A 24,267-nucleotide genomic window follows, 5' to 3' on the forward strand; every position below is an offset into this window, starting at 1 on the left:
GTCCGCTGTCCACAGTCCCTCGCTGGAGCACCCCTTGATGACCGCCACCCTTTTGCGTGAAACCCTGGAGCCGCTCCTGTTCGAGCTGTTCGACCAGGCGGCCTTGCTCCAGGACGAAGGCTCCGAGCCTTGCCTGCGGGCTTACCTGCAGCGGGTCACGGCCTTGCAGTTGGCGGCCAAACAGCACCAGTTGCTGGGCCTGAGCTATGTGGGCATGTTGGTGGAAAGCGGCTTGACCAAGCTCATCACGCTGGACCGCGAAGTGGCGGCCGAGGAATGCGCCGCGCTGGCCGCTTGGCCGGCCCTGGTCCTGGGCGAGTTGATGAGCCCGGCGATCGACGCCGCCGCCATGCCTTGGGCGGTGCTGCACGACCTGCGCAGCCAGCCCTGGTTCCCCGCCATTTCGGCGGCCAATGTGGCCTTGATCGAGCGGCGGCTGGCCGAGGATGCGGACAAGCTGGCACAGGTGACGGACGGGCTCGAGCCCTTTGGGGTGGAGCTGGGGGACCAGGTCGACCTGGCGGATGATGATGGGCTGGAGTCCGACATGGACTCCGACACCGTCTTCGACATCGGCATTGGCGAAGCACATGCCACCGCCGCCCCGGCGGTGACGGCGGAAGAACTGGCCATGCTCATCGAGGCCTTGGTCGCTTTGCAAGCCGACCTGGCCACCCTGATCGTGCCTGGTCGGGCGCTGGCCGAGCGCGATGGCCTGTTCGAGAACCACCTGGAACAGCTGCACAACCTCGTCAACGCCGCCAACCTGCTGGGCCTGGCCGGTTTCCAGCAGGTGCTGGAAGTGATCCTGATCAACACGGCCGCCTTGCAAGCCGAACCCGAGGCCCTGGGCGACCCGCACCGCGCGGTTTTGCAAGCCTGGCCCGTCCTGGCCATGGCGCACCTGCAGGCTCCCGGAGAAACCGCGCACGCGCAAGCCCTGGCCGACTGCGTGGCCGGGGCCGGCTGGCCTTATCCCGCCGACACCGACACCTTGCCCGAGTGGGTCAAGGCCATGACCGCCGTGAGCCTGGTGCGGGCAAGGCCCTCGCAGGACCGGCCGGTGAAAGCCATGCCTGCGCACGTGGACCTGGGCGTTCCGGCCGACATCGACCGCAAGGTGCTGGACAGCCTCCTGGTCGAATTGCCGCCGCACGCGCAAGAGTTCTCCGCGCTGGTGCAGCGCCTGTCGCAAGGCGGCACGCTGGACGACATGGACCAGGCCCGGCGCGTGGCCCATACCCTCAAGGGTGCGGCCAACACCGTGGGCATCAAGGGCGTGGCCAACCTCACCCATGCGCTCGAAGACATCCTGGTGGCCTTTGGCCGCGAAGAGCGCCTGCCCACGCGCGAACTGGTGGACATGCTGCTGGAGGCGTCCGACTGTCTGGAGGCCATGAGCGAAGCGCTGGTGGCCAATGCCGGCACACCACCTGAAAGCCTGGCCGTGCACCAGAAGGTGCTGGACTGGGCCAACCGCATTGACCGCGATGGCTTGCCGGTGGAGCAGGACGACGCCAGTGACAAGCTCGAATCACCGAGCGGCGTCGCGGGGCCGTCGGTCACGGTGGCGCCGACGTCGGTCGATGCGCCCACCGCCAGCGATACCCCTGCCGCGGACGAAGACGCCCAAGCCGAGACCTACCTGCGCGTGCCGGCGTCCCTCATCGATTCCCTGCTCAAGCTGGCGGGCGAGAACAGCATCGTCACCTCGCAGATCCAGGACCGCGTCACGCGCCTCAGCGACAACATCAACGCCTTGCGGACCGGTTCACGCCAGTTCGGCCAGTTGTCGGCCGAGCTGGAACAACTGGTGGACGTGCGCGGCCTGGCCATGCTGGGCGGACACACCGGCGAGCTGGACGCGCTGGAGATGGACCAGTACAACGAGCTGCACATGCTGTCGCGGCGCATCGTGGAGTCGGGCGCCGACAGCCGCGAGTTCTCGCGTTCGTTCGAACGCGAACTGACCGGCCTGCGCGACCTGATGGCCGAGAAGGAACGCCTGCAGCTGGAGATCCAGCGCAGCATCCAGCGCACCCGCATGGTCGAAGTCGCTTCGATCTCGCCACGCCTGCAACGCACCGTGCGCCAGGCCGCCCGCGTGCTCAACCGCTCCGTCGACCTGCGCATCCAGGGCGAGGCCACCATGGTCGACACCCAGTTGCTCGACCGCGTCATCGACCCCCTGATGCACCTGCTGCGCAATGCCGTGGACCATGGCATCGAGCCACCCGAGGTGCGTGAAGCATTGGGCAAGCCCGCCACCGGCACCATCACCTTGAGCTTCAGCACCGAAGGCAACAACGTGGCCGTGCGCTGCGAGGACGATGGTGGGGGCCTGGACCTGGGCGCCATCCGGCACCGCGCTCTGTCACGTGGCCTGATCGCCACGGATGCCGCGCTGTCCGACGCCCAGGTCATGCGCCTGATCGTGCTGCCGGGCTTCTCGACCCGCGAGCAGACCACGCAGCTCTCTGGCCGGGGCATTGGCATGGACGTCGTGCACCGCGCGGTGGTGGACTTGCGCGGCACGCTGGACATGGACTCTCAATCGGGCCAGGGCTCGCGCTTCGACCTGCGCTTCCCGGTGCGCATGAGCACCATCCAGGTCATGCTCAGCCGCTCCGAACACCACCTGCTGGGCATCTCGGTGCGCGGCGTCGAGCAGATCCTGCCCGCCCGCGAAGAAGTGGGCTTGGACGAGCAGGGCGGCCTGACCTACGCGCTGCAAGGCGAACAACTGGCCGCCATCCGCCTTGAAAAACTGATGGGCCTGCCGCACGAGGCGCTCAAGCAGCCCGGCGTGATGGAGGTGGCCATGATCGTGCGCGACGAGTTCCGCCAACGCCTGGCCATCATCGTGCCCGAGTTGAGCGACGCGCGCACCGTGGTCGTCAAGCCCTTCAACCCCATGATGCCGAATGCCCTGGGCATCGACGGCGCCACGGTGCTGGGCGATGGCTCGGTGGCCACGGTGATCGACCTGCCCGACCTGCTGCGCGACTTCAAGGCCGGCCAGATGCCCGGCGTGGACGAGGCGGTGGTGGCCTCGCGCCACAAGCTGCCGCTGTGCCTGGTGGTGGACGATTCGGTGAGCGTGCGCCGCACCATGGAGCAACTGATGCAGGACTCCGGCTACGAGGTCGTCACCGCGCGAGATGGGGTCGATGCTTTGGGCGCCGTGCAGTTGCGGGCGCCGGACATCGTGTTGGTCGACCTGGAAATGCCCCGCATGAATGGTTTGGAGCTGACCAGTGCCTTGCGCAACCGCAGTGCCACCAAGGCCACGCCCGTGGTCATGATCACCTCGCGGTTCACCGACAAGCACCGCCAGCTGGCCAATGACGCGGGGGTCAATGCCTTCCTGACCAAGCCCTATTCGGAAGACCTGTTGCTCAACACCATCGACGGGCTGTTGCGCAGCGCCGCCTGAGCAGGTCGCCGAAGCCTGCGCCAGCAGGTATTCTCTAGGGCATGTACGCCAAATTCTTCGGACTGAAGCACGAGCCCTTCTCGATCGCGCCCGATCCCCGCTACCTGTTCATGAGCGACCGGCACCGCGAGGCGTTGGCCCACCTGCTGTATGGCGTCGGCGGTGGGGGTGGTTTCGTGCTGCTCACCGGCGAGATCGGGGCGGGCAAGACCACGGTGTGCCGTTGCTTCCTGGAGCAGATCCCGCGCCGCTGCAATGTGGCCTACATCTTCAACCCCAAGTTGACGGTGCAGGAACTGCTCAAGTCGGTGTGCGAAGAATTCCGCATCCCCTACCAGCACGTGGGCCCGGGCGTGGAGACGGTCAAGGACTACCTGGACCCGCTCAACGAGTTCTTGCTCAAGACGCACTCGGTGGGGCAGAACAATGTGCTCATCATCGACGAGGCTCAAAATCTGTCGCCCGATGTGCTGGAACAACTGCGCCTGCTCACCAACCTGGAGACCAGCGAGCGCAAGCTGCTGCAGATCATCCTGATCGGCCAGCCCGAGTTGCGCACGATGCTGGCCCGGCCCGAACTGGAGCAACTGGCGCAGCGCGTGATCGCGCGTTACCACCTGGATGCCCTGTCCGAGGCCGAAACGGCGCAATACATCCGCCACCGCCTGGCCGTGGCCGGCTTGGCGCGCGGCAAGTTGTTCGACACCCCGGCCATGGAGCGCGTGCACCAGTTGTCGCGGGGCATCCCGCGCCGCATCAATTTGCTGTGCGACCGGGCCTTGCTGGGCGCCTACGCCGAGGGCAAAAGCCGGGTCGACCGCGGCATCGTCGACAAGGCCGCTGGCGAGGTGTTCGACCTGAGCCGGGTGCTGGCGCCAGCCCAGACCAGCGCCGGCCGCATGCCCGCCTGGGGCTGGGGCCTGGTGGCGAGCACGACGGTGCTGGGGGTGGCGGGCATGGTCAGCGTGGCCTGGATGCAGCAGCACCGTGCTGCGGGCCTGGTGACAGCACAGCATGCCGTCGCCAGCGCCCCCTTGGTGCCGGCATCTCAGGCCACAGTGGCCCCGGTCGTGCAGGCCGGCCAGGCCGTTGCCACGGCCCCGGCCGCGCCCATCGCCGTCGAGGCACCCGTGCTGAAAGCCAGTGCGCAACTGGCCTCGCTGTTCAACCACAAGCAGACCAGTGAACGCAAAGCCTGGCTGGAGTTGGCCGCCTTGTGGAAGCTGCCCGTGGCCGAGGGCGATCCCTGCGAGCAGGCCCAGCATGCGCAGGTCCATTGCTTTCGAAGCAGTCGGGGGCTGGGCCTGGTCCGCCAATTGGACCGCCCGGCCATCCTGACCTTGAACGACGAGAACGGCCGGGCCACCTATGCCTTGCTGGTCGGGCTGAGCAACCAGAGCGCCACCCTGAGCGTGGGTGGGGTGTCGCAGACCGTGCCGCTGAGCACCTTGCAGAAGATCTGGCGTGGCGATTTCTCGACCTTCTGGCGGGCGCCGCCGGGCTATTTGCAGTCCATCGTCGATGGCAATGTCGGCCCGCTGGTGGATGGCCTGGCCACCCGCCTGGCCATGGCCCGGGGCGAACCGGTCACCGCGGAAAAGCAGACTTACGACGCGGCCTTCAAGGCCAAGGTCGCCGCCTTCCAGCAAGCCCATGGCCTTCGGCCGGACGGCGTGGCCGGGCCCACCACCTTCATGCAGCTCAACCGTGTCACCGGCGTGGACGAACCACGCTTGGCGACGGGAGGATGAACGTCCATGTCTTACATCCTTGATGCCCTCAGGCGGGCTGATTCCGAACGCGAGCGGGGCGCCGTTCCCAGCATCCATGCCCCACCGGTGCCGCCAGTGGCCGACGATCCCAGGCCAGCGCGCGGCCAGTCGCCTGTGCTGGTCGCCGTCATCGTGGTGCTCTTGCTGGCGCTGGCCGGTTTGTTGGCCTGGCATCTGATGAGCGGCAAGGACGCGCCGACCCACGTGGCGGCGGGGCCCCAGCCCGTGACGGAAGGGGCATCCTTGCCGCCGCCCATGCCGGCCCAGGCGCCGCCGCAGGGCACCGTGCAAGCCCCCGCCATGCCGCAGCCGGCACCCGCCGCCGAGCCTTCACCCGCGCCGCCTCCCCTGACCATGGCACCGCCTCCCCGGGCCGCTCCGCCCATTGAGCCGGTCCAACCCACCCCATTGCCGCCGCGCCCATCGCCGCCCCGCCCATCCCTGGCCACGGCAACCACGCCCGCGCCCCAGCCCGAAGCCGACACTCGCGTCTACGCCGTCCACGAACTGCCGGCCAACATCCAGCGTGAATTGCCCAAGCTGGTGGTGGGTGGCGCCATGTATTCCGAGACCCCGGCCAACCGCATGCTCATCATCAACAGCCAGGTCTTCCACGAAGGCGACAAGCTGGGCCCCGACCTGCTGCTGCAGGAGATCAAGCTCAAGTCCGCCGTGTTCCAGTACAAAGGCCACCGCTACGGCGTGAGCTACTAGCCCGGATATCCCCACCATGAACAAGCTCCAGGCAGACGTCGCGATCCTCGGTTTTGGCTCGGCGGGCATGAGCGCCTACCGCGCGGCCAGCGACCACACCCAGCGCATCGTGGTCATCCAGGCGGGTCCCTTGGGCACCACCTGCGCGCGCGTGGGCTGCATGCCCAGCAAGTTGCTGATCGCGGCGGCCGACAGCGCCCATGCCATTGCCCAGGCGCCGATGTTCGGCGTGCACGCCGGCCCCGTCCGCGTCGATGGCGAAGCGGTGATGCGCCGGGTGCGTGCCGAGCGCGACCGCTTCGTGGGCTTCGTGCTCGACACCGTCCAGGGCTGGCCGGCCGAGCAGCGATTGCAGGGCCATGCACGGTTCATCTCGCCGCACGATTTGATGGTGGACGAGCACACCCAGGTCACGGCGGCGCGGGTGGTCATCGCCACCGGCTCCTCGCCCAGCATCCCGCCGGGCTGGCGCGAAGCCCTGGGCGACCGGCTGATCACCAACGAAGAGCTGTTCGACTGGACCACCCTGCCCGAATCACTGGCCGTGGTCGGTGGTGGCGTGGTGGGCCTGGAACTGGCCCAGGCCCTGGCGCGGCTTGGCGTGCGTGTGAAGCTGTTCAGCAGAGGGGCCAAGCTGGGGCCCTTGACCGACCCGGCGGTCAGCGCCGAGGTGCTGGGCATCTTGTCGGCCGAGCTGTCGGTGACAACCCTGGCCGAGGTGACCAAGGTCGCGCGGCAGGACGAACAGGCCCGGCTCACGTACCGCGTGCAGGGCACCGAACACACCGAAACCTTTGACCAGGTGTTGGTGGCCTCGGGACGGCAGCCCAATCTGTCCAGCCTGAACCTGGCCGCCACCGGCATCGCTTTGAACGACCAAGGCATCCCAGCCTTCGACCTCGAGACCGGCCAGATCGGCGACAGCCACCTGTTCATCGCGGGCGACGTCAGCAATGCCCACCCTTTGCTGCACGAGGCCGCCGACGACGGCAAGATCGCGGGCGACAACGCCGGGCGCTTTCCGGACGTGCGGGTGCATCCCCGGCGCGCGACATTGGCCGTGGTTTTCACCGATCCGCAAATGATGATCGCGGGCGCCAGCTTCAAGTCATTGCAGGCGTCGGGGCAGGCCTTCGAGGTGGGAGCCGTCAGTTTCGACGACCAGGGGCGCAGCCGCGTGAGCGGGCAGAACCGTGGCCTGCTGCACGTCTATGGCGAGCGCCACACCGGCCGTTTCCTGGGCGCCGAAATGGTGGGGCCAGCCGCCGAGCACATCGCCCACCTGCTGTCCTGGTCGGTGCAGCACCAGTTGACCGTGCAGCAGATGCTGGACAGCCCGTTTTACCACCCGGTGATCGAGGAGGGCGTGCGAACCGCCCTGCGCGAGTTGAACCGGCGACTGCGCATGGGGCCGGTGCCGGTGGCGCGTTGCATGGACTGCGGCCCGGGGGCTTGAAGAAACCTTGATGCGGTAAAAATGGCTCCCCCGCCGGGGCAATGTCCCCTACGATAGCGCCACAAATCCAAGAGGATGAAGGCCGACCAAGATGAAGGTCTCCGAGTCGAGCATTGAGGAGTCCCCCGATCACCGCCAGTTCGTGATGCCGCACCGACGCGAGTCCTGGCAGCCCTACGTGGCTTTCGTGGCCTTGTCGCTGGTGGTGATCAGCTTGCTGGCGACCCTGGCGGTCACCAGTGTGAACGTGCTGGGCGCCTTGCGCGCCTACGTGGGCGGCGAGAGCCTGTGGTCCAAGGCCCGCAGCGATGCTGTTCAGCACCTGCGCGACTTCGCAAGCAGCCGCAACCCCTCCGACTACGCCGCTTTTGAAAACGCCTTGGCCTTGCCCATGGGCGACCAGAAGGCGCGCGAGGAAATGATGGGGGGCAATCCCGACCTGGCCGTGGTGCGGCAGGGCCTCATCGACGGGGGCAATCACCCCGACGACATCGAAGGCATGATCACCTTGTTCCGCCGTTTTGGCGACCAGGCCGCCTTGCAGGACGCCCTCAATGCCTGGACGCATGGCGATGCCCTGCTGGCCAGGTTGCGGGCCGAGGCCCAGCGATTGCGCCAGCACTTGCATTCGCCGGCCGATGGCGTGATGGTGCTGGCCTCGCTCGAAGAGGTGCGCGAGCTGGACGACGAGTTGATGCTGACCGAGAAGCGCTTCAGCGCCAGCCTGTCCCAGGTCTCCCGACTCACCGAGAAGGTCTTGATCGGCAGCACCTTGTTCGCGGCGGTGATGCTCGGCCTGCTCAGTTTTTTCCTGGTGCGCCATGCCTTGCGGCGCCAGGAGTCCCACCGGCATGCCCTGGCGTCGGCCAACGAGCCCTGGATGCTGGCCGCCGCCGTGGCCGAACTGGGCCTCTTCGAGATGGACGTGGGGGCCGAGGTCATCACCCTGGACGCCAGGGCGGCGTCCCTGTACGGGGTGGGGTCGACCGCCATGGCCCTGTCCCGTGGCACCTTGAGGGAGTTGATCCTGGCCGAAGACCAGGCCTTGGTCCAGGCCGCTTACGGACAGACCCTGCAATCCGGTCGGACCTTTGGCGCGGCCTACCGCATTCGACGCACGGATGGCCTCGTGCGCTACCTGGAATCGACCGGCCACCTGATCGAGGGCCGCCGGCCGGGCGCGCGTCGCCTGGTGGGCGTGGTGCGGGACATCACCGACGAGCAGGCCCGGGCCGAGCGGGCCATGCAGCGCGATGCGGCCGAGAAGGTGGCCCAGTCGCAGCGCGACTTCCTGTCGAGGCTGAGCCATGAGCTGCGAACGCCCCTGAACGCCATCCTGGGTTTCGCGCAACTGCTGCTCATGGACCGCACCCATGCGCTCGACCCCACCCAGGCTCAGCGCGTCAACATGATGCTGGAGGCAGGCCAGCAACTGCTGAGCATGGTCGAAGACGTGCTGGACCTGACCAAGGTCGAAGCCGGCGAGATCACCATGGTCTTGCAGCCGATCGAGGTGGCGCCGTTGTGGCGTTCCAGCGCGGCGATGATCGAGGCGGTGCGTGAGCACCATGGCGTGACCTTCATCGACCGCCTGCCCGTGCAGGCCTTGTGGGTGCGCGCCGATGCCCAGCGCCTGGCGCAAGTGTTCATCAACCTGCTGACCAATGCCTGCAAGTACAACCGGCCCGGCGGCCACGTGGTGGTCGAAGGCTGGGTTGATGACGACCAGTCGGCCGTGGTGATCGAACTCTCGGACGATGGCATCGGCATGTCGCCGGAAGACTTGGCGCAGTTGTTCCAACCCTTCAAGCGCCTGGCGCCTCAGGCCGAGCGCATCGAGGGCACCGGGCTGGGGCTGTACATCGTCAAACAGCTCGTGGAGCGCATGAACGGGCGCATCGATGTGCACAGCCAACTCGGCCAGGGCTCGCGTTTCACCATCAGCCTGCCGCTTGCAATCGGCGATGGTGCCCCCACTTGAGGCCAATGCCTCTGTCATTGCTGTCCTTATTGGTCCATGCCTACGTGGCCTGGCGTCTGGTGCCTGCGCTGCCAGGCCCTGCCTGGGCGGGCGTGGCCCTGGGCGTGGTGTTGGCGGTATCGGCACTGGTCCTGCCTTGGGGAATGATGGCCTACCGCATCAAGCGCCAGCCTTGGTCGGACAGGCTGGCCTGGGCCGGCTTGCTGTTCATGGGCTTGTTCTCGTCGCTGCTGGTGCTGACGGTGCTGCGCGATGTGGCCTTGCTGTTGCTGACCCTGGTGCACGCCGGGGGGATCGCGTTGCCGCTGGATGCGCTGCGCGCCGAGTCCGCCCTGGCGGTGCCCTTGATCGCGGGCGCCGTCACGGTGTGGGGCTTGTTCAATGCCCGGCGCCGGGCGGCGGTGGTGCGGGTCGATGTGCCCATCACCGGGCTGCCACCGGCCCTGCATGGCTTCACCATCGCGCAGATCAGCGACATCCATGTGGGTCCCACCATCAAGGGGCCCTACCTGCAGGCCATCGTCCACGCGGTGAATGCGCTGAAGGCCGACATGGTGGCGGTGACGGGCGACCTCGTCGATGGCTCGGTGCGGCAACTGGCACCGCACGTGGCGCCCCTGGCCGGCTTGTCGTCACGGCATGGCACTTATTTCGTCACCGGCAACCACGAGTACTACTCGGGCGCGCACGCCTGGGTGGCAGAGTTGCGGCGCCTGGGCATCACGGTGCTGATGAACGAGCACGTGGTGCTGCGCCATGGCCCGCTGGTGCCGCAGGCCGAGCTGGTGCTGGCGGGCGTGGCCGACCATGGTGCCCACCACTTCGATCCCAGCCACCGCAGTGATCCCGCCGTGGCCTTGGCGGGTGCGCCTTCGACGGCCGCGGTCAAGGTGCTGCTGGCCCACCAGCCGCGCACCGCCGAGGCCGCGGCCCAGGCGGGCTTCGACCTGCAGTTGTCCGGCCACACCCATGGCGGGCAGTTCTGGCCCTGGAACCTGTTCGTGCCTTTGCAGCAGCCGTTCACGGCGGGCTTGCACCGATGGCGTGAACTCTGGGTCTACACCAGCCGTGGGACCGGCTATTGGGGCCCGCCCAAGCGCCTGGGCGCGCCGTCCGAGATCACGCAACTGAGGCTGGTGCCCGCCTGATCTGGGTGCTTGCTCAGAAATTCGCGCTCAAGGTCAGGCGGAAGGTGCGTGGCTCGACCGGGTGGAAATGCACCTGGCTGCTGGCGTCCGCGGTGGGGCTCACGCGTGATTCGTAGTAATAGTCGATGTCGCTGGCCTGGCGGTCGAACAGGTTGAAGACGTCCAGCGACAGCTTGAGGTCCCGGCTGATCTTGTAGCCGGCTCGGGTGTACGCCAGCAAGGTGGACTTTGACCGCTGGCTGTTGTCTTCGATCAGCGCGCGCGGGCCAAAGTAGCGCCACTGGAACTGGCCAAACCAGGGACCCAGTTCGGTGATGGTGGCCCCGAAGGAGGCCACGGTGTTCACGGACCCGGGGATGTACCGGCCTGCGTTGGGCGCATCGCCCTGCACGTCCTTGAAACGGGCCTGGGAGGCGGCGATGTCCAGGTCGAACAGCAGCCATGGGGTGGCCACGTAGTGGTTGTTGAGTTCGATGCCATGGCGCTGGCTGGCGCCGGTGGGCTCGGTCACGCCGGCATCGCCCACGAACATGAGCTCGGACCCCAGGTTCAACTGCCACAGGGCCAGCGAGGTTTGCAGGCCGGGAATCAGCTCGCTGCGCACACCGAGCTCAACGCCCTTGGAGCGCACCAAGGCGGGTGCCGGGTCCACCGCGCTGACGATGCCGCGCGCGTCGTTGCTGTGAAAGCCCTGGCCATGGTTGACGAAGTACTCGGTCTTGGCCCACGGACCGAACACCAGCGACAGCTTGGGGCTGCCGAGGCTGGCGGTCTTGTCGCCCGCACTGATGTTGGTCGTGCGGCCCACGTCCACATGGAGCTGGTCGGCCCGCAGGCCCGCCACGCTTTTGAACCACGGTGTCCAGCGGGTCGTGTTCTCGGCGTACAGGGCCAGGCTGGTCTGGCGCACGGTGCTTTCACGGGTGTTGGTGTCCAGGCGCTGGCCATCCTGGGCGGCGTACAGGCCCACCGGCCCCAGGCGATCGTGGCGCACTTGCAGCCCGACGGTGTGGGTGCTGTCGTGACCGGCCAGCGTGGTGTTCCAACTGCGGCTGGTGTTCAGGCCGACGACCTTGCGGTGCTCGGCCTGGGCGTGCTGGTCGCCATCCACCGGGTTGTCCAGGAAGTAGGTGAAGTTGGACACCAGTTCGAGTTGCGACTGGATGGCGTAGGCATTGAGCTTGAAGTCCCCATCGTCCATCGAATGCAGCAGGTCGTAGGACAGGCTGAAGCGCCGGGTGCGGCCCCGGTCGCTGGGGTCCAGGGTGCCGAAGCGCCCGATCTGGCCGCTGTCCACCGCGCTTTGCGGGACCTGGTCGCTGGAGTTCCAGTGGGCGGCGTAGGCCATCGCGGTCAGCGATGACTTCGTGTCGCCCTGGGCCAGGCTGTAGCGCAGCACGCCGTTCAGGCGGTGGAATTTTTCAGGGTGTTCCCAGGGTCCGTCGTTCTGGGCGCCTTCGAGTGCGTACAACAACTGGCCCGTGGTCAGCGCGGTGCTGTTGGCCACCAGCGCGCGTCGGTAGTTGTTCTCACCCACGGTGAGCGAGGCGATGCCACGGGGCAGGCTGTCGAACAGGCGCAGGCGGGCCGAGCCCGCGGAGGCGAAATCGCCGTCTTCGGCGGCATAGGGGCCCTTGCGGTAGTTCAGCCGTTCCACCAGTTCGGGGATCAGCCAGTTGAGGTCGCTGTAGCCCTGGCCGTGGGCGTGCGTGGGCATGTTCACCGGCATGCCATCGACGAAGGTGGCGAAATCGGTGCCATGGTCGAGGTTGAAGCCGCGCAGGAAGTACTGGTTGGCTTTGCCATCGCCACTGTGCTGCGTCACGATCACGCCCGGCACGAATTCCAGCACCTCGGCGGGGCGCAGCGTGGGGCGGCTTTCCAGCAGCTTGGCCGTGACCACGCCTTGGCTGGCGGCATCCGACGTGCCGACCGCGTTGTTGTAGTTGCCGTGCACCGTGATGGTGTCCAGCTCGGCGGTGGCCTGGGCCAAGGCCCAGGGTGCGCCCAAGGCGGTGAATGCCGCGGCCAGGCAGGTGCGGGCGAAAGGAGCGGTCATGTCATGGCTTTCGTCGGAGGCGTCGAGCGGGCATAAAAAAGTGCGCCATGGTAGGGCGGGACTCATGAAGGTGCTTTGGCAGGTGTTGTTTCCAAGGCAAGGCGCAGCACCTCGATGCCCATGAACACCGCCAGGCTCCAACCGAACACCGGCAGCGCCAGACTCAGGCCGGTGGCCAGTGGCAGCAGCCACCACCAGGTGCTGGCTGGTAGTTGGCGCACGGCCTGGCGGTTCAGCCGCGGGGCGGCCAGGGCCGCGCGGGGGCGGCGCAGCCACCACATCGCCAGGCCCGACGCCACCGAGAACACCGAGGCCAGCGCCACCAGGATCAGCAAGGCCTGGTTCCACCAGCCGAACTCGCCCCGGTGGAAAGGAATGCCAACGGCGGTGGCCTTGGCCAGCACGGGCAACTGGTCCCAGCCGCTGCTGAACAGGACCTGCCCCGAGTAGGCATCGAACATGGCGACGAAGCGTTTGCTGGGTTGCGCGCGGTCGAAGTTTTCGGCGCGCCACACGCCGTCCATGCCGATGGGCGGTGTCAGCTGAACACTGATGTCGGGGGCTTGCGCGCGCACCCGTTCATGCAGGGTTTGCCAAGTCAAAGGCGGGTGGCCAGCCTCCGCATGCGAGCGCAGCGTTTTCGGGGCTTTGGGCGCGGCCTGGCCCAGGGCCTGTTGGGCGGCGCGGAAGTTGTCGCCACTGTGCTCCGCCCAGGTCAGGCCCGTGACCAGCACCGTGGCGGTCAGCAGGCCGAAGCCGATGGCCACGGTGGCATGCAGATCGCGCCAGGTGAGCCGTCCGCGGCCCCAGCGTGGCCACAGGGCGCGCCAGCCGGCACCACCTTGCGCGATGGGCTTGGGCCACCACAATGCCAGGCCGGTCGCGAACAGGACCAGCATCCAACTGGCGCCCAGCTCGATCAGCCAGCGCCAGCCGTCGCCTTGCAAGGCGCTGGAATGCAGCTTCTTGGACCAGGTCTTGAAGCGTTGCAATTCGGGCAACTGGCCCAGCACCTGGGCCGTGTAAGGGTTCACGTAGACGACGCTGCCCGTGGGCAGGCCGTGGTCGTGCTCGCCGCCGGGGTGGTGGTGCGCATGGGGCGCTTGAAGGTAGACCTGCGTGCTGTCGCGCGGGCCATGGGCGGGCACCACATACCGCAAGGCTTCATCGGGGTGGCCGGCCAGGGCAGCGGCGACCTGCTGGTCCAGCGATGCCATGGGCGGCGACCCGCCGGCTGGCAGCTTGACCTGGTCCAGGTGGTCATACAGTCGCGCCTCGATCTGTGGCGACAGCGCATAGAGCAGGCCGGTCAGCGCCGCGAAGACCACGATGGGGGCGCTGACGAGTCCGGCCCAGAAATGCAGGCGCCAGAACAGGCGGTGTAGGCTGGGGTTCATCGGGGTCTCCTCACAGCTTGAAGCGCAGTTCGGCGAACAGCGTGCGACCGGGGTAAGGGTGCGATTGGTAGGCATGGGCACCCAACACATTGTTGGCGCCCAACGCCACCTCCAGCTGTTTCGTCAATTGGCAGCTGCCACGCAGGTCCAGCTGGTTGACGCTGGAGACGCCACCATACACGTCGGGGTGCACATCGGCGTTGTAGACATCGTTGTAGGCACGGCCTTCGTGGCGGTAGCCGGCGCTGACGCGCCAATCGGCGTTGACTTGGTAGGCGGCTTGCAGCGTGACGCGTTCGCGCGGCACGCGCAACCACCACTTACCGACCGACGCCGGGTCCTTCGTGTTGGCCGCGATTTTCGAGTTGGTGAAGGCGGCGGTGGCGTCCAGGGACAGGCCACTGATGAACAAGTCTTGTGCCTGCCAGGCGAACTCGATGCCGCTGGTCTTGACGCGGTCCACGTTCTGCACGCAGGTGTAGCTGGTGGTGGCGATGTTGGACTGGCAGACGCTGGCATCGGTGGTCGTCTGGCGCAGGATGGCGTCTTTCACTTCGTCGTGGAACAAGGCCATGCGCAGGCGTTGCGATGCCCATGTTTTTTCGGCGCTCAATTCGACCGCGTCCGAGGTTTCGGGCTTCAGGGTGGGGTCGGACTGCGTGATGGAGGTCGCGGTGACCGTGCCGTTGTAGAGCTCTTCCACGTTCGGGAAGCGCACGCCGCGGCCCGCGCTGAGCTTGAGGGTCACGTCGTCGCGCACGCTCCAGGCCAGGGCGGCTTTGGGTGAGTGTCCTTGCAGCGTGCGGCTGGCGTAGGCCGGTGCGCCTTTCTGCGTGCCGTCGAAAGCGCGGAATTGTTCTTCTCGCCAGCCCAGGGTCAGCTTCACGTCGTCGTGCAGGCGCCAGGCGTCTTGCGCGTACAGCGCGATGACTTCGGTCTTGCCGCCAAAGTACTGGTCGAGTGTGCCGCTGCCGGCTCGCCAATCGCTCGCCAGGGTTTCGACGGTGTTGTCCAGCTGGTAGGCATTGCGGTGCAGGCCGAAGGCCAGGGCATGGCGCCCGCCGGTCCAGTCGCCCGGACTGGGGGTCCAGGTGCCTTGCAGTTCCAGGGTGTTCCAGCCCGTGCCATCGCGGCGGGTGAGGGTGCCGGCGCCGCCCTGGGCCGCGACCGGGTCCGGGTTGTTGGCCTGGCGCGCTTCGTCGTTCAGGATGCGGTAGTCGGAGACGACCACGGAGCCGTTCCAGCCGGTGGCGTGGCGCGTCTTGAGGGTGAGGCCGATTTGCTGGTGGAGCTCGTCGCGGGTGGATGGCGCGAAGGAGTTGGCAGGCAGTTCAAACACATTGCCGTCACTGCTGACGAGGTAGTAGGACCCGGTTGTGCTGCTGCCATTCTTCTGGGCCGCGACCTGCCTGCCTTGCCACACGGGGTTGCCAGCGGCATCGCGCAAAAAGGTGGCATTGCGCATCTCGGTGGTGTTACCCCACCACGAGCCCATCACGCTGGCTTCCACCATGGGTGTGAAACGGTAACCGGCGCGCAGGTTCAAGGTGTCTTGCACCGTGTGGTCGATGGCCCCGCCATTGGCGCCAAAGATGGCCCGCTTGAACCCCTTGGGATCGGTGTCGTAGACCACGCCCGTCACGGCCGTGGGCGTGGCAGACGGGTTGGCATAGCTTGGGAACGTGCCGTTGGCTCCCGCCGACACCGCCGCGTACTGCATCGGCTGCGAGGTCGAATCCTGGTGGTTCACGTCGAAGGTGAACCACAGGCCCGTGTCCAGCTTCTGCCCCAGGTGCAGCGACAACTGCCCGCTGTCGTGGTGATCCCGCTGCCCATACTGGCTGAAGGATTGGCGCGCGGCAATCACGCGGCCCGAGGCCTCCAATCCCTTGGGCGCGTGCTGGGTCACCGCCACCGTGGTGCCGATGGAATTGCCCGGGAACAGCGCCGAATAAGGCCCGTACAGCACGTCCACCCGTTCCACGGCTTCGGGCGAGACCATGTTCCAGCGCGGCGCGTCGAAGCGGCCCAGGAAGTTCGAGATCAGGTAGCCGTCCAGGTAGACCAGCGCGCGCGAAGGCTGCAAGGTGCCGAAGCTGCGGCCGGCCAGCAAGGCGTTGCGGTCGCCGATGTAGCGCTTGCGCACCGTGGTGTTGGGCAGGTACTGCAGCGCGTCTTCGGGGTTGACCAGGTTCTGGTCGCGCAGTTGCTCGGCGGTTTTGCTGGCGGTGGAACCGGGCAAGCCTGGCGCCAGGCTTTGCAGGCCGCTGCGGGCCGCGCCCTTGTTGCCGGTGACGACGACGGGCGCCAGTTCGGTCTCGGTGGCCACGCCCTGGGCGTGGAGGCAGGAACAGCTGGCCGCGCAGGCCAAGGCCAGGACGCTGAGGCGTCCATTGAATGAAGGCATGTGGAAACTCCGGTCGGATCAGGTCCGCCAGGCCACAACGGGCGGGGCGGTGCTCAAGGGCGGATCAGACGGAAGCGGGTGGGGCGCGCGCCTGCGCTGGCGCCCACGCGAACAGGCCGCGTGAGGCGTGCAGGAAAAGGAAAGGCAGGTCGTCGGTGGCGGGTGTGCTCAAGGCCAGCGCGGGCACTTTGCTGGGCAATGCGGCGGCATCGTTGGCGTGCAGCAGGCAAAAGGGGCAGTGCTCGCCAGCATGTTCGCCACTGGGCAAGCCACGGCCGGCGTCGGCCTTTTTGACACCCGTCACCGCGACCAGCTTGAAGCCGGTGCTGGAACACACCTCGACCCAGCTGACCGGCGCGTGCGACCAGGCCCGCACCCCGTGCGACACCGTGGGCACGAGCGCACCCAGCAGGACCGCGGCGATGGCGAGCCAGGCAGTCCAGCGGCGGTGAAGGCGTGTGAAGACCATGGCCTCAAGTGTACGTGCTCGGGCCCTGGAAGCCACCGGCGCGGTAGGTCAGCACCAGGGTGTCGCGCCAGCCATGTTCGCCCAGGGGCTGGATCGGGGTGGATTCGTGGATGACGCGGGCGTCGTCCAGCAGCAGCACGCTCCAAGGCTCGGTGAGCGTGAAGCGCACGCCATGCGGGCCATCGGCCTCGAAGACGCGGGTCTCGCCGCCCTTGACCTGGTGGCGGCCGACCATGGCCACGGCCACGAAGTCGACGCCGTCGCGGTGGGCGCCCTCCGGCGTGGGGCGGCCGATGCCGCCCGCGGTGTCGACGCGGAATTGGTGCGCTTCGATGAACCATCGCGGCACGGGTTTGGCGGCGTTGAACTGCTGGCCGAGGAGGCGCAGCAGGTCTTGCCAGGCAGGGTGCTGGCTGACGCCGGCCTCGATGGGTTCGAACCAGCGCTCGAAACCGCCGTGCAGGGCGTTGTAGGTGACCGGTTGCCAGTGAGCGCGGTGCGGGGCCTGGGTCAGCGTGCCCAGGGTGTTGTCGAGCACATAGCAGCTGTGGCGGCGGAAGCGGTAGTGGCCGCCGTCGCGCAGGTGGGCATCGGCCGGCAGGTGGTTCCAGGTGGCACGCAAGGGTTCGAGTTCGGGCTCGCCCACGTCCAAGGCGGGCAGCAAGTCGGCAGGGCTCAGCAAGGCCCAGCCTTGGCTTTGCAATTGGGCGGGCAGGTCCGCGGGAGAGGTGGGCTTGACGGCATTCATGCGCCAATGGTCGCATGCTTCAAAGTCAGCACACATTTCCGCCGCAACGGCTTTTTCCCGAACCGCGGGGGTTGACCGCGGGTGGTGCTGGCTTGGGCCGTGTGGACGGTTGCTGCGATGGGGGCGCCGATCTTTGGGGCGGGGGCGCCGTTGTGCAGAGATCCCGCTCTTGACGCAGGACATCATTCAGCGAAGCCTGGTTCTTGGCCGCATTGCTGGCTTGACCGCAGCGTTGCTGTGCGGCCACCAGGCGCCGAAGCCCTTGGCTGTAAGTTCGCGCGGCCATGCATTGTTGTTGTTCTATCGACAACTTTGAGAGTTTGCCTTCAAGGGCCTTGAGCTGCTGTGCGAAATGATCTTCTTCAGCCTGCAGGTTGCATTCCGTCGAGGAAGGCGGCATGGCGCCTGCCGAGCCCCCTGCGCTCCTCACGGCCATTTCCAGCATCTGCCCGTTCTCTCCGCCAAAAATCTGCACCCCGCCAATCGAACCTGCCTTCTCGGTCAAATGGTTGTAAGACGTGAGTTTTTCGGTGAGGTTGGGGTGGCTGGATGCGCGCGCCTGGACGGCATCCCGCATCTCCTGTTCACCTTTGGAGAGCGCTGTCTGGCCCTTCTGGTACTGGCCTCGATCGATCTCGGCGAAGTCGTCGTCCGCACGGCTTTTGCCCTCCTTCGCGGCGGCCTCTTCGGTGGGTTGGAAGATGGTGGCCCACTGCGCGCCACAACGGCCTTTCATCTGTTCGTGGATTTGCTTGGGCGTGTCAGGGAAGCCCGGTTCGCCGCTGTGGATGATTCGCCATGATGCTTTTTCGCATCCGCTGTTGAACCTGACGAGCTTGCCTTTCCAACGTTTCCAGCTCTCCAGGTCCGCGGCATCCCCGCGTGGCGGAGCGTAGTTGGCGCCCCAGTAGGGATTCCAGGTTTTCGCCATGTTCGAATCGAAAAGGCCCAAAGGCTCGAACAGCTTGCCAGCGTCGCTTTCGCAAGCATCGAATCGATCCGGCCACGCCAGGACGTTCACCCCGCGGCGCTGTTGGATCATCAAGCTGGCGTTCGGGCCGATGCAGTCCTGCCGAAAGCGATCGCGGATGTCCCGCAGGGTGGCCAGGTGGTTTTCGAAAGCCTTGATGCCGGACTCTGGCGGCGGCGCGCCCTTGCCGGGCACCGCGGCCCACGTGCCAGTGGTCTTCGGGTACAGCGCGTAGAAATCTCGTGAAAATGGGTCGGTGGATTGGGCGGCAGGCTTGGGCTTGGGCAAGCTGGACTCGAACATCTTTGCCCACGCGTCTCCGCACAGCGGCAAGTACTTTTCAAAAGTCTTCCGGGGGCTCTCACTGGGGCCGTTGGCCAGCTCGTCCATGAGCACGCCCGCCATGCCGCTGCACTGGGGTGGATCCAGGCGGGTCATGCGGCCGGCTTTGTCACGCCATGCTTGCAAGTCAGAGGCTGCGCCCTTGGGGGGCGAGTATTGGGCATTCCAATAGGCATTCCAGTACCGCATCAGGCCCGGGATCACCGTCTGGTCGTGCACGGAACCGCCCGAACTCAGCGTCTTGGCATCTGCTTCGCACTCGGCGAAAAGTGTTGGCAGCACCAGGATGTTTTGGCCGTTGAATGTCCGGGTCATGTTCTTGGATTGGCCGCCCAGGCATTGGCTTTGAAGCCGATCACGCGCGCCCCTCATCCGATCAAGGAAGGCGTCGAAGTTGGCCAGTTCGGCTTGCGTGGGCGGTTCGGTTTTCTTCCCGGGCTCGCGCTTGATGGTGGCCGTGGCTGCCGGGTACTTCGAATAGAAATCCCTGGAAAGCGGGTCGTCCGATGGGGGAGCCGCTTGCGCAGAGAGCGCCGTCAGCGCCAAGGCGAGGCTTGGCAAGGTTGCCGATGTTGACCCGTGATCAGCCATGTGGCCCCCCTAACTCAAAAGCGTTGCCGTGGTCGAGCGCCAGTTAATATAACAACAAGCTTTGACCATCCATGCTGGCGTATCAACGCGAGGGAGTGCAGCGATGTGGATCCATGATGATGTGATGCCGAAATATCGTTTCGGGCCGCAGGCTTCCCGCAGGGCGCGCGCCATGCTGCTGTCGGCCGTGAGCATTTTTCTGCTCGGGGGTTGTGCCAACAAGGCCATTTTCAACACCGGGCAAGAGGGGCCTGAGTTCCTGCCGAAGGTTCAGACCAGCGCAGCGCCGAGCACCATGGACGGTGGCATTTATGTCATTCGCTGGCCGGCCGTGGTCTTGCCTGCGGCCAAACCCACCTTGGTTGACAACAATGTCAATTGGGTCAGGCGTGTGGTCGGCTATGCCGACTTCCCTGGGTTTCCCGCTTTCGCCGAATACACCGAACTCTCGTCGACCTATTTTGCCGCCGAGCTTTATTGGGCCCTTCGACGGGCGCATCCCCAAAGCACGGTTCTGCTGGAACCTCAAGCCGTTGAAGTCACTGGTTTTGGCGAGGCCAGGCAAAGGCCTTTGGCCGATCCGGCGGTCAGTCCGGACCTGGTCCTTGATCTGTGGACACTGACTGCGGCCGATGCCCCCTTGCTGGCATTCTTTTTTAATTTTTCGATTCAGACTGCCCCGTCCCGGTCTCCGGGCAACTGCGGCCTGCTGGTTTCGACGGTGACCCATCAACCCACCGAATCGGCTTTCAAGCAACTTGACTGCGTGGGCGGCGGAGAGCCGCGCAATGCGCTGCAGTCCAGTTTCTACCTGGACGGTGATGTTCGCCCCGACGGCATCCCTGGCCGCCGATCCAAGCTTGGCCTGCCATTGTCCCAGGACGAGACATCGCTCTTTCGGGTGCTCAGTTACTCCGACGGGCACATCGCCGGCGCAACGATGAGTGACTATGTCAAGAGCAGCCGGCCGCAAAAACTGGCCGATGCCGATCAGGCACCCCTCTTGTTGCAGATGGAGAACTACGCTCGGGTGGCGGTCTCGGCGCTGCCCGTGGTGAATGCCCGGGATCTGCATCCCAAGATCATGTCCAACTACGTCCGCGTGTTTGACGCCCCCATCGCGGAAGCCTTGGACGCTGGCCGTGCGCTGACCGCAACGCAGCGGCAAAACATGGCATTGATCCAACGCATCCACGCGCAAGAAGTGGTGATCCGCGCCAGGCGTGACGAAGCCATCGCCCGTGAGGTGTTCGCCGGCAGGTTCGGAGGCAAGTTCCGGCAGGCGCGTGACGATGCCTATGGCGCGCAGACCAAGCGGATGCTGGGGATGTGGGCCAGCACCGTGGCCAGTCTGGGCATGTACAACTCGCAGCTCCAGCAGGGAGGCGGTGGCTTGAACACGCTCCAGGCTCAGAACATGACGATGGACTATTTCAACGCCCAGCAGGAACAATTGGGCAAGCAGTTTGTCGCGTCCGTGGCCCCTTCACTGACCTCCGCCAGCAAGGCGTCGATCAAGGTGCTCGAAGAAGGCATCGATGTATCTGTCAATGACCAGGCTGCCCTGCGGGCGGCGCTGATGGGGCTTTACAAAAAGCACAAGCGCTGAAAAGTTTCAGGCGAAGCTGCTGAAACGTCCGTCGCGGCACCAGGCCCAAAGGCGCAACTGCCCCGCGATGGCGGCGTCGATGGCCAATGAGGTGGGCGCCGACACAGTGGCGAGCAAAGGCACACCCGCGCGGATGCATTTGTGCACGAGTTCGTGGCTCGCGCGGCTGGTCATCAGCACCCAGCCCTCGTTCATGGCCGTGCCTGACCGGGCCAAGTGGCCCAGCAGTTTGTCGAGCGCGTTGTGCCGACCAACGTCTTCGAACACCTCTTGCAGTTGGCCCTGGGGCGACAACCAGGCGGCGGCATGGAGGGCACCCGTGCGGGCGTTGAGCACCTGGTGGTCAGGCAAGGCCATCAAAGCGGCCTGCAAGGCACCGTGTTCGGGCGCCAGTTCGGAAGGTGCCCAATGCGGAGGACGGCGTGGTGCTTGCGCCCACTGCTGCAGGCTTTCGATGCCGCACACGCCGCAACCTGTGCGGCCGGCCATTTGCCGGCGGCGCTCCTGCAGGTGGGCGAAGCTGCGCGTGGCCACCTCCAGCCGCACTTCCCAGCCCAGTGGCGTGGACACCACGTCGATGCCATAGCACTGTGAGGCATCTTCCAGCAGGCCTTCGCTCAAGGCAAAGCCCAGGCCCAACTCGCTGAGGTTCAAAGGGGTCGCCATCATCACCACGTGCGACACGCCATTGAACAGCAAGGCCACCGGGGCTTCTTCGGCGACGGCCTCTTCCGCTGGGGCCCCCATGCCTTTCGGGCCGCGGCGCTGCACGGGCTTCAGACACCAACCAGCGTCGTTCATGCGGGTGCGCTTTCCGGCGAGCCTTCCGGCAGGCCGCAGTGGTCCGCGGGCTCGTTCAACGGGGCTTGCCCCACGGTGAGTCGCACCGGGATGAACTTGGACGTCGGCGTGCCCGCGCCTTCGGCCACGCTGCCCAGCGGCACCAGTGGGTTGGTCTCGGGGTAGTAGGCCGCCAGGCAGCCACGCGGGATGTTGTAGGCCACCAGCTTGAACTGCGCCGCGCTCCGGTCGATCCCATCGGTGCTGATGGTGTGCAAGTCGACCCAGTCACCGGCCTGCAAGCCAAGTGCCTGGATGTCGTCGGCGTGGATGAAGACCACGCGGCGTTGACCCCACACGCCCCGGTAGCGGTCGTCCAGGCCGTACAGCGTGGTGTTGTACTGGTCGTGCGAGCGCATGGTGGCCAGCGTGAAGACCGTGGCCTGTGGGTGGTGCCGGCGCGCCTGGTGCACGGCCGTGTCTTGCGAAATTGGGTGAACGTGGAAGCGTGCCTTGCCGGAAGGCGTGGCCCACTCGCGCTCGCTGGCGGTGTTGCGCAGGCGGAAGCCGCCCGGTGTGCGCACGCGTTGGTTGAAACCCGCGAAATCGTCCAGCGTGGCTTCGATGCGTTCGCGGATGCGGTCGTAGTCTTCCACCAGCCATTGCCAGCGTTGGCGCGGGCCCAAGGTGGCTTCGGCCAGGCGCGCCACGATGGCGGGTTCGGACAGCAGGTGCTCGCTGGCCGGCGCGTTCGTGCCATGCGACAGGTGCACCATGCTCATCGAATCTTCCACCGTCACGCTTTGCGGGCCAGCGGCCTGTGCGTCGGTTTCGGTGCGGCCCAGGCAGGGCAGGATCAGCGCGGCCTGACCGTGCACCACGTGGCTGCGGTTCAGCTTGGTCGACACTTGCACGGTCAAGTCGCAACGGCGCAAGGCGGCCCAGGTGCGCGGCGTGTCGGGCGTGGCGGCCGCGAAGTTGCCGCCCATGCCGAAGAAGACCTTGGCCCGGCCCTCGGCCATGGCGGCGATGGCCTCCACCGTGTCGAAGCCATGCGCGCGTGGCGGCGTGAACCCCAGCACCTGTTCCAGGCGGTCCAGGAAGGCTTCGCTGGGCTTTTCGTCAATGCCCATGGTGCGGTCGCCCTGCACATTGCTGTGGCCGCGCACCGGGCAGGCGCCCGCGCCTGGCTTGCCGATGTGCCCGCCGACCAGCAGCAGGTTGCTCAGCATCTGAATGGTGCCTACCGCGTGCGGGTGCTGCGTGATGCCCATGCCCCAGCACACGATCAGGCGCTTGGCATGGCGCAACACGGTCGCGGCTTCCAGCAGTTGCGGGCGGCTCAGGCCTGATTCGAGGACGATCACGTCCCAGTCCTCGGCCCGAAGGTCGGCAGCCAAGTCCTCGAAGCCCGTGGTGTGCTCGGCAATGAAGGCGTGGTCCAGCACCGGTGGCGTGCCGTACAGGCGGGCCTCGTCGTCCCAGGCCAATAGCTGCTTGAGCAGGCCCTTGACCACGGCCAAGTCGCCCCCGATGCGCGGCTGGAAGTACTGCGAACTGATGAGCGTGGAGCCGCCGGTCGTCATCTCGATCGGGCTTTGCGGATCGGCGAAGCGCTCCAGCCCGCGTTCGCGCAAGGGATTGAAGCTGACGATGCGCGCGCCGCGTTTGGACGCCGCCCGCAACTCGGCCAGCATGCGAGGGTGGTTGGTGCCCGGGTTCTGGCCGAAGATGAAGAGGGTGTCGGCCAGCGTGAAGTCGTCCAGCGTGACCGTGCCCTTGCCCACGCCGATGCTGCCCTTGAGGCCCACACCGCTGGGCTCGTGGCACATGTTGGAGCAGTCGGGGAAGTTGTTGGTGCCGTATTCACGCACGAACCACTGGTACAAAAAAGCCGCTTCATTGCTGGTGCGGCCCGAGGTGTAGAACAGCGCCTGGTTGGGATCGGGCAGGGCCTTCAAGTGGCGGGCCATCAGTTCAAAAGCGGCATCCCAGGCGATCGGCCGGTAGCGGTCACTGGCCGCGTCATAAGCCATGGGATGGGTCAGCCGCCCCAGGCCTTCCAGGAAATAATCGGATTGGGCGGCCAGTTCGCGCACGGTGTATTGGGCCAGCACCTCGGGTGTGCAGCGCCGCGCGGTGGCTTCGGCGGCCACGGCCTTGGCACCGTTCTCGCAGAACTCGAAGGACGAGCCGTGGTTGCGGTCGGGCCAGGCGCAGCCAGGGCAATCGAAGCCATCGGGCTGGTTGGCGTGGAGCAGGGTGCGGGCACCCTTGGCGGGGATGCCCTGCTCTTTCAGCTGATGCGCCACGCTGCGCAGGGCGCCCCAGCCGCCGGCGGGGTAGGGGTAGACGTCGATCTTCTGGTCGCTCATGACCCGGGACTGC

At 66.6% G+C, this 24,267-nt stretch carries 15 protein-coding genes; 7 read left to right on the top strand and 8 right to left on the bottom strand.

Annotated features, from left to right (window positions below; all coding sequences use genetic code 11):
- The first annotated feature begins 37 nt into the window (after window positions 1–37).
- From ACREB4_RS00590 to ACREB4_RS00615, 6 genes are all read left to right on the top strand, one after another.
- The gene (locus ACREB4_RS00590; protein ID WP_431586234.1) at window positions 38–3,436 is read left to right on the top strand and encodes a hybrid sensor histidine kinase/response regulator; all 3,399 of its coding nucleotides are present in this window, start codon (window positions 38–40) and stop codon (window positions 3,434–3,436) included.
- A 41-nt stretch (window positions 3,437–3,477) separates the two neighbouring features.
- On the top strand, window positions 3,478–5,187 hold the full coding sequence (locus ACREB4_RS00595; RefSeq protein WP_431586235.1) for an AAA family ATPase: 1,710 nt from the start codon (window positions 3,478–3,480) through the stop codon (window positions 5,185–5,187).
- Window positions 5,188–5,193: 6 nt separating this feature from the next.
- Entirely contained in the window at window positions 5,194–5,922 is a 729-nt protein-coding gene (locus ACREB4_RS00600) for a general secretion pathway protein GspB (protein WP_431586236.1), read from the top strand.
- A 16-nt stretch (window positions 5,923–5,938) separates the two neighbouring features.
- Entirely contained in the window at window positions 5,939–7,378 is a 1,440-nt protein-coding gene (locus tag ACREB4_RS00605; RefSeq protein WP_431586237.1) for a dihydrolipoyl dehydrogenase, read from the top strand.
- 91 nt (window positions 7,379–7,469) lie between these two features.
- On the top strand, window positions 7,470–9,359 hold the full coding sequence (locus ACREB4_RS00610) for a PAS domain-containing sensor histidine kinase (protein ID WP_431586238.1): 1,890 nt from the start codon (window positions 7,470–7,472) through the stop codon (window positions 9,357–9,359).
- Window positions 9,360–9,364: 5 nt separating this feature from the next.
- On the top strand, window positions 9,365–10,507 hold the full coding sequence (locus ACREB4_RS00615; RefSeq protein ID WP_431586239.1) for a metallophosphoesterase: 1,143 nt from the start codon (window positions 9,365–9,367) through the stop codon (window positions 10,505–10,507).
- A gap of 13 nt (window positions 10,508–10,520) precedes the next feature.
- Here ACREB4_RS00615 and ACREB4_RS00620 read toward each other — a convergent pair whose 3' ends face one another.
- The 6 genes from ACREB4_RS00620 to ACREB4_RS00645 form a co-directional block, all read right to left on the bottom strand.
- Window positions 10,521–12,566, bottom strand: coding sequence for a TonB-dependent receptor (locus ACREB4_RS00620; protein WP_431586240.1), 2,046 nt, complete (start codon window positions 12,564–12,566; stop codon window positions 10,521–10,523).
- A gap of 62 nt (window positions 12,567–12,628) precedes the next feature.
- Window positions 12,629–13,963 carry a PepSY-associated TM helix domain-containing protein gene (locus ACREB4_RS00625; RefSeq protein WP_431586241.1) on the bottom strand — a complete coding sequence of 445 codons (1,335 nt, stop codon included), beginning with the start codon at window positions 13,961–13,963 and terminating at the stop codon, window positions 12,629–12,631.
- 10 nt (window positions 13,964–13,973) lie between these two features.
- Window positions 13,974–16,370, bottom strand: a complete 2,397-nt coding sequence (locus ACREB4_RS00630; RefSeq protein WP_431586242.1) for a TonB-dependent receptor — start codon at window positions 16,368–16,370, stop codon at window positions 13,974–13,976.
- A gap of 64 nt (window positions 16,371–16,434) precedes the next feature.
- Window positions 16,435–16,839 (bottom strand): DUF2946 domain-containing protein, encoded by a 405-nt coding sequence (locus ACREB4_RS00635; protein WP_431586243.1) that lies wholly within the window; start codon window positions 16,837–16,839, stop codon window positions 16,435–16,437.
- Window positions 16,840–16,843: 4 nt separating this feature from the next.
- Entirely contained in the window at window positions 16,844–17,587 is a 744-nt protein-coding gene (locus ACREB4_RS00640) for a 2OG-Fe dioxygenase family protein (protein ID WP_431586244.1), read from the bottom strand.
- Between the two features lie 25 nt (window positions 17,588–17,612).
- On the bottom strand, window positions 17,613–19,460 hold the full coding sequence (locus tag ACREB4_RS00645; protein ID WP_431586245.1) for a hypothetical protein: 1,848 nt from the start codon (window positions 19,458–19,460) through the stop codon (window positions 17,613–17,615).
- 154 nt (window positions 19,461–19,614) lie between these two features.
- On the opposite strand from ACREB4_RS00645, the gene ACREB4_RS00650 reads away from it, so the two are divergent.
- On the top strand, window positions 19,615–21,099 hold the full coding sequence (locus ACREB4_RS00650; protein ID WP_431586246.1) for a hypothetical protein: 1,485 nt from the start codon (window positions 19,615–19,617) through the stop codon (window positions 21,097–21,099).
- Window positions 21,100–21,105: 6 nt separating this feature from the next.
- On the opposite strand, the gene fdhD is transcribed toward ACREB4_RS00650, so the two are convergent.
- Both fdhD and ACREB4_RS00660 read right to left on the bottom strand, forming a co-directional pair.
- The gene (fdhD, locus tag ACREB4_RS00655) at window positions 21,106–21,900 is read right to left on the bottom strand and encodes a formate dehydrogenase accessory sulfurtransferase FdhD (protein WP_431586247.1); all 795 of its coding nucleotides are present in this window, start codon (window positions 21,898–21,900) and stop codon (window positions 21,106–21,108) included.
- Window positions 21,897–24,254: an FdhF/YdeP family oxidoreductase gene (locus ACREB4_RS00660; protein WP_431586248.1), complete on the bottom strand. Its 2,358-nt coding sequence runs from the start codon at window positions 24,252–24,254 to the stop codon at window positions 21,897–21,899. Before ACREB4_RS00660 ends, fdhD begins: the two co-directional genes overlap by 4 nt.
- Between the last annotated feature and the right edge of the window lie 13 nt (window positions 24,255–24,267).

The sequence above is a fragment of the Aquabacterium sp. genome (genome assembly GCF_050725395.1).
Lineage (GTDB): Bacteria > Pseudomonadota > Gammaproteobacteria > Burkholderiales > Burkholderiaceae_C > Aquabacterium.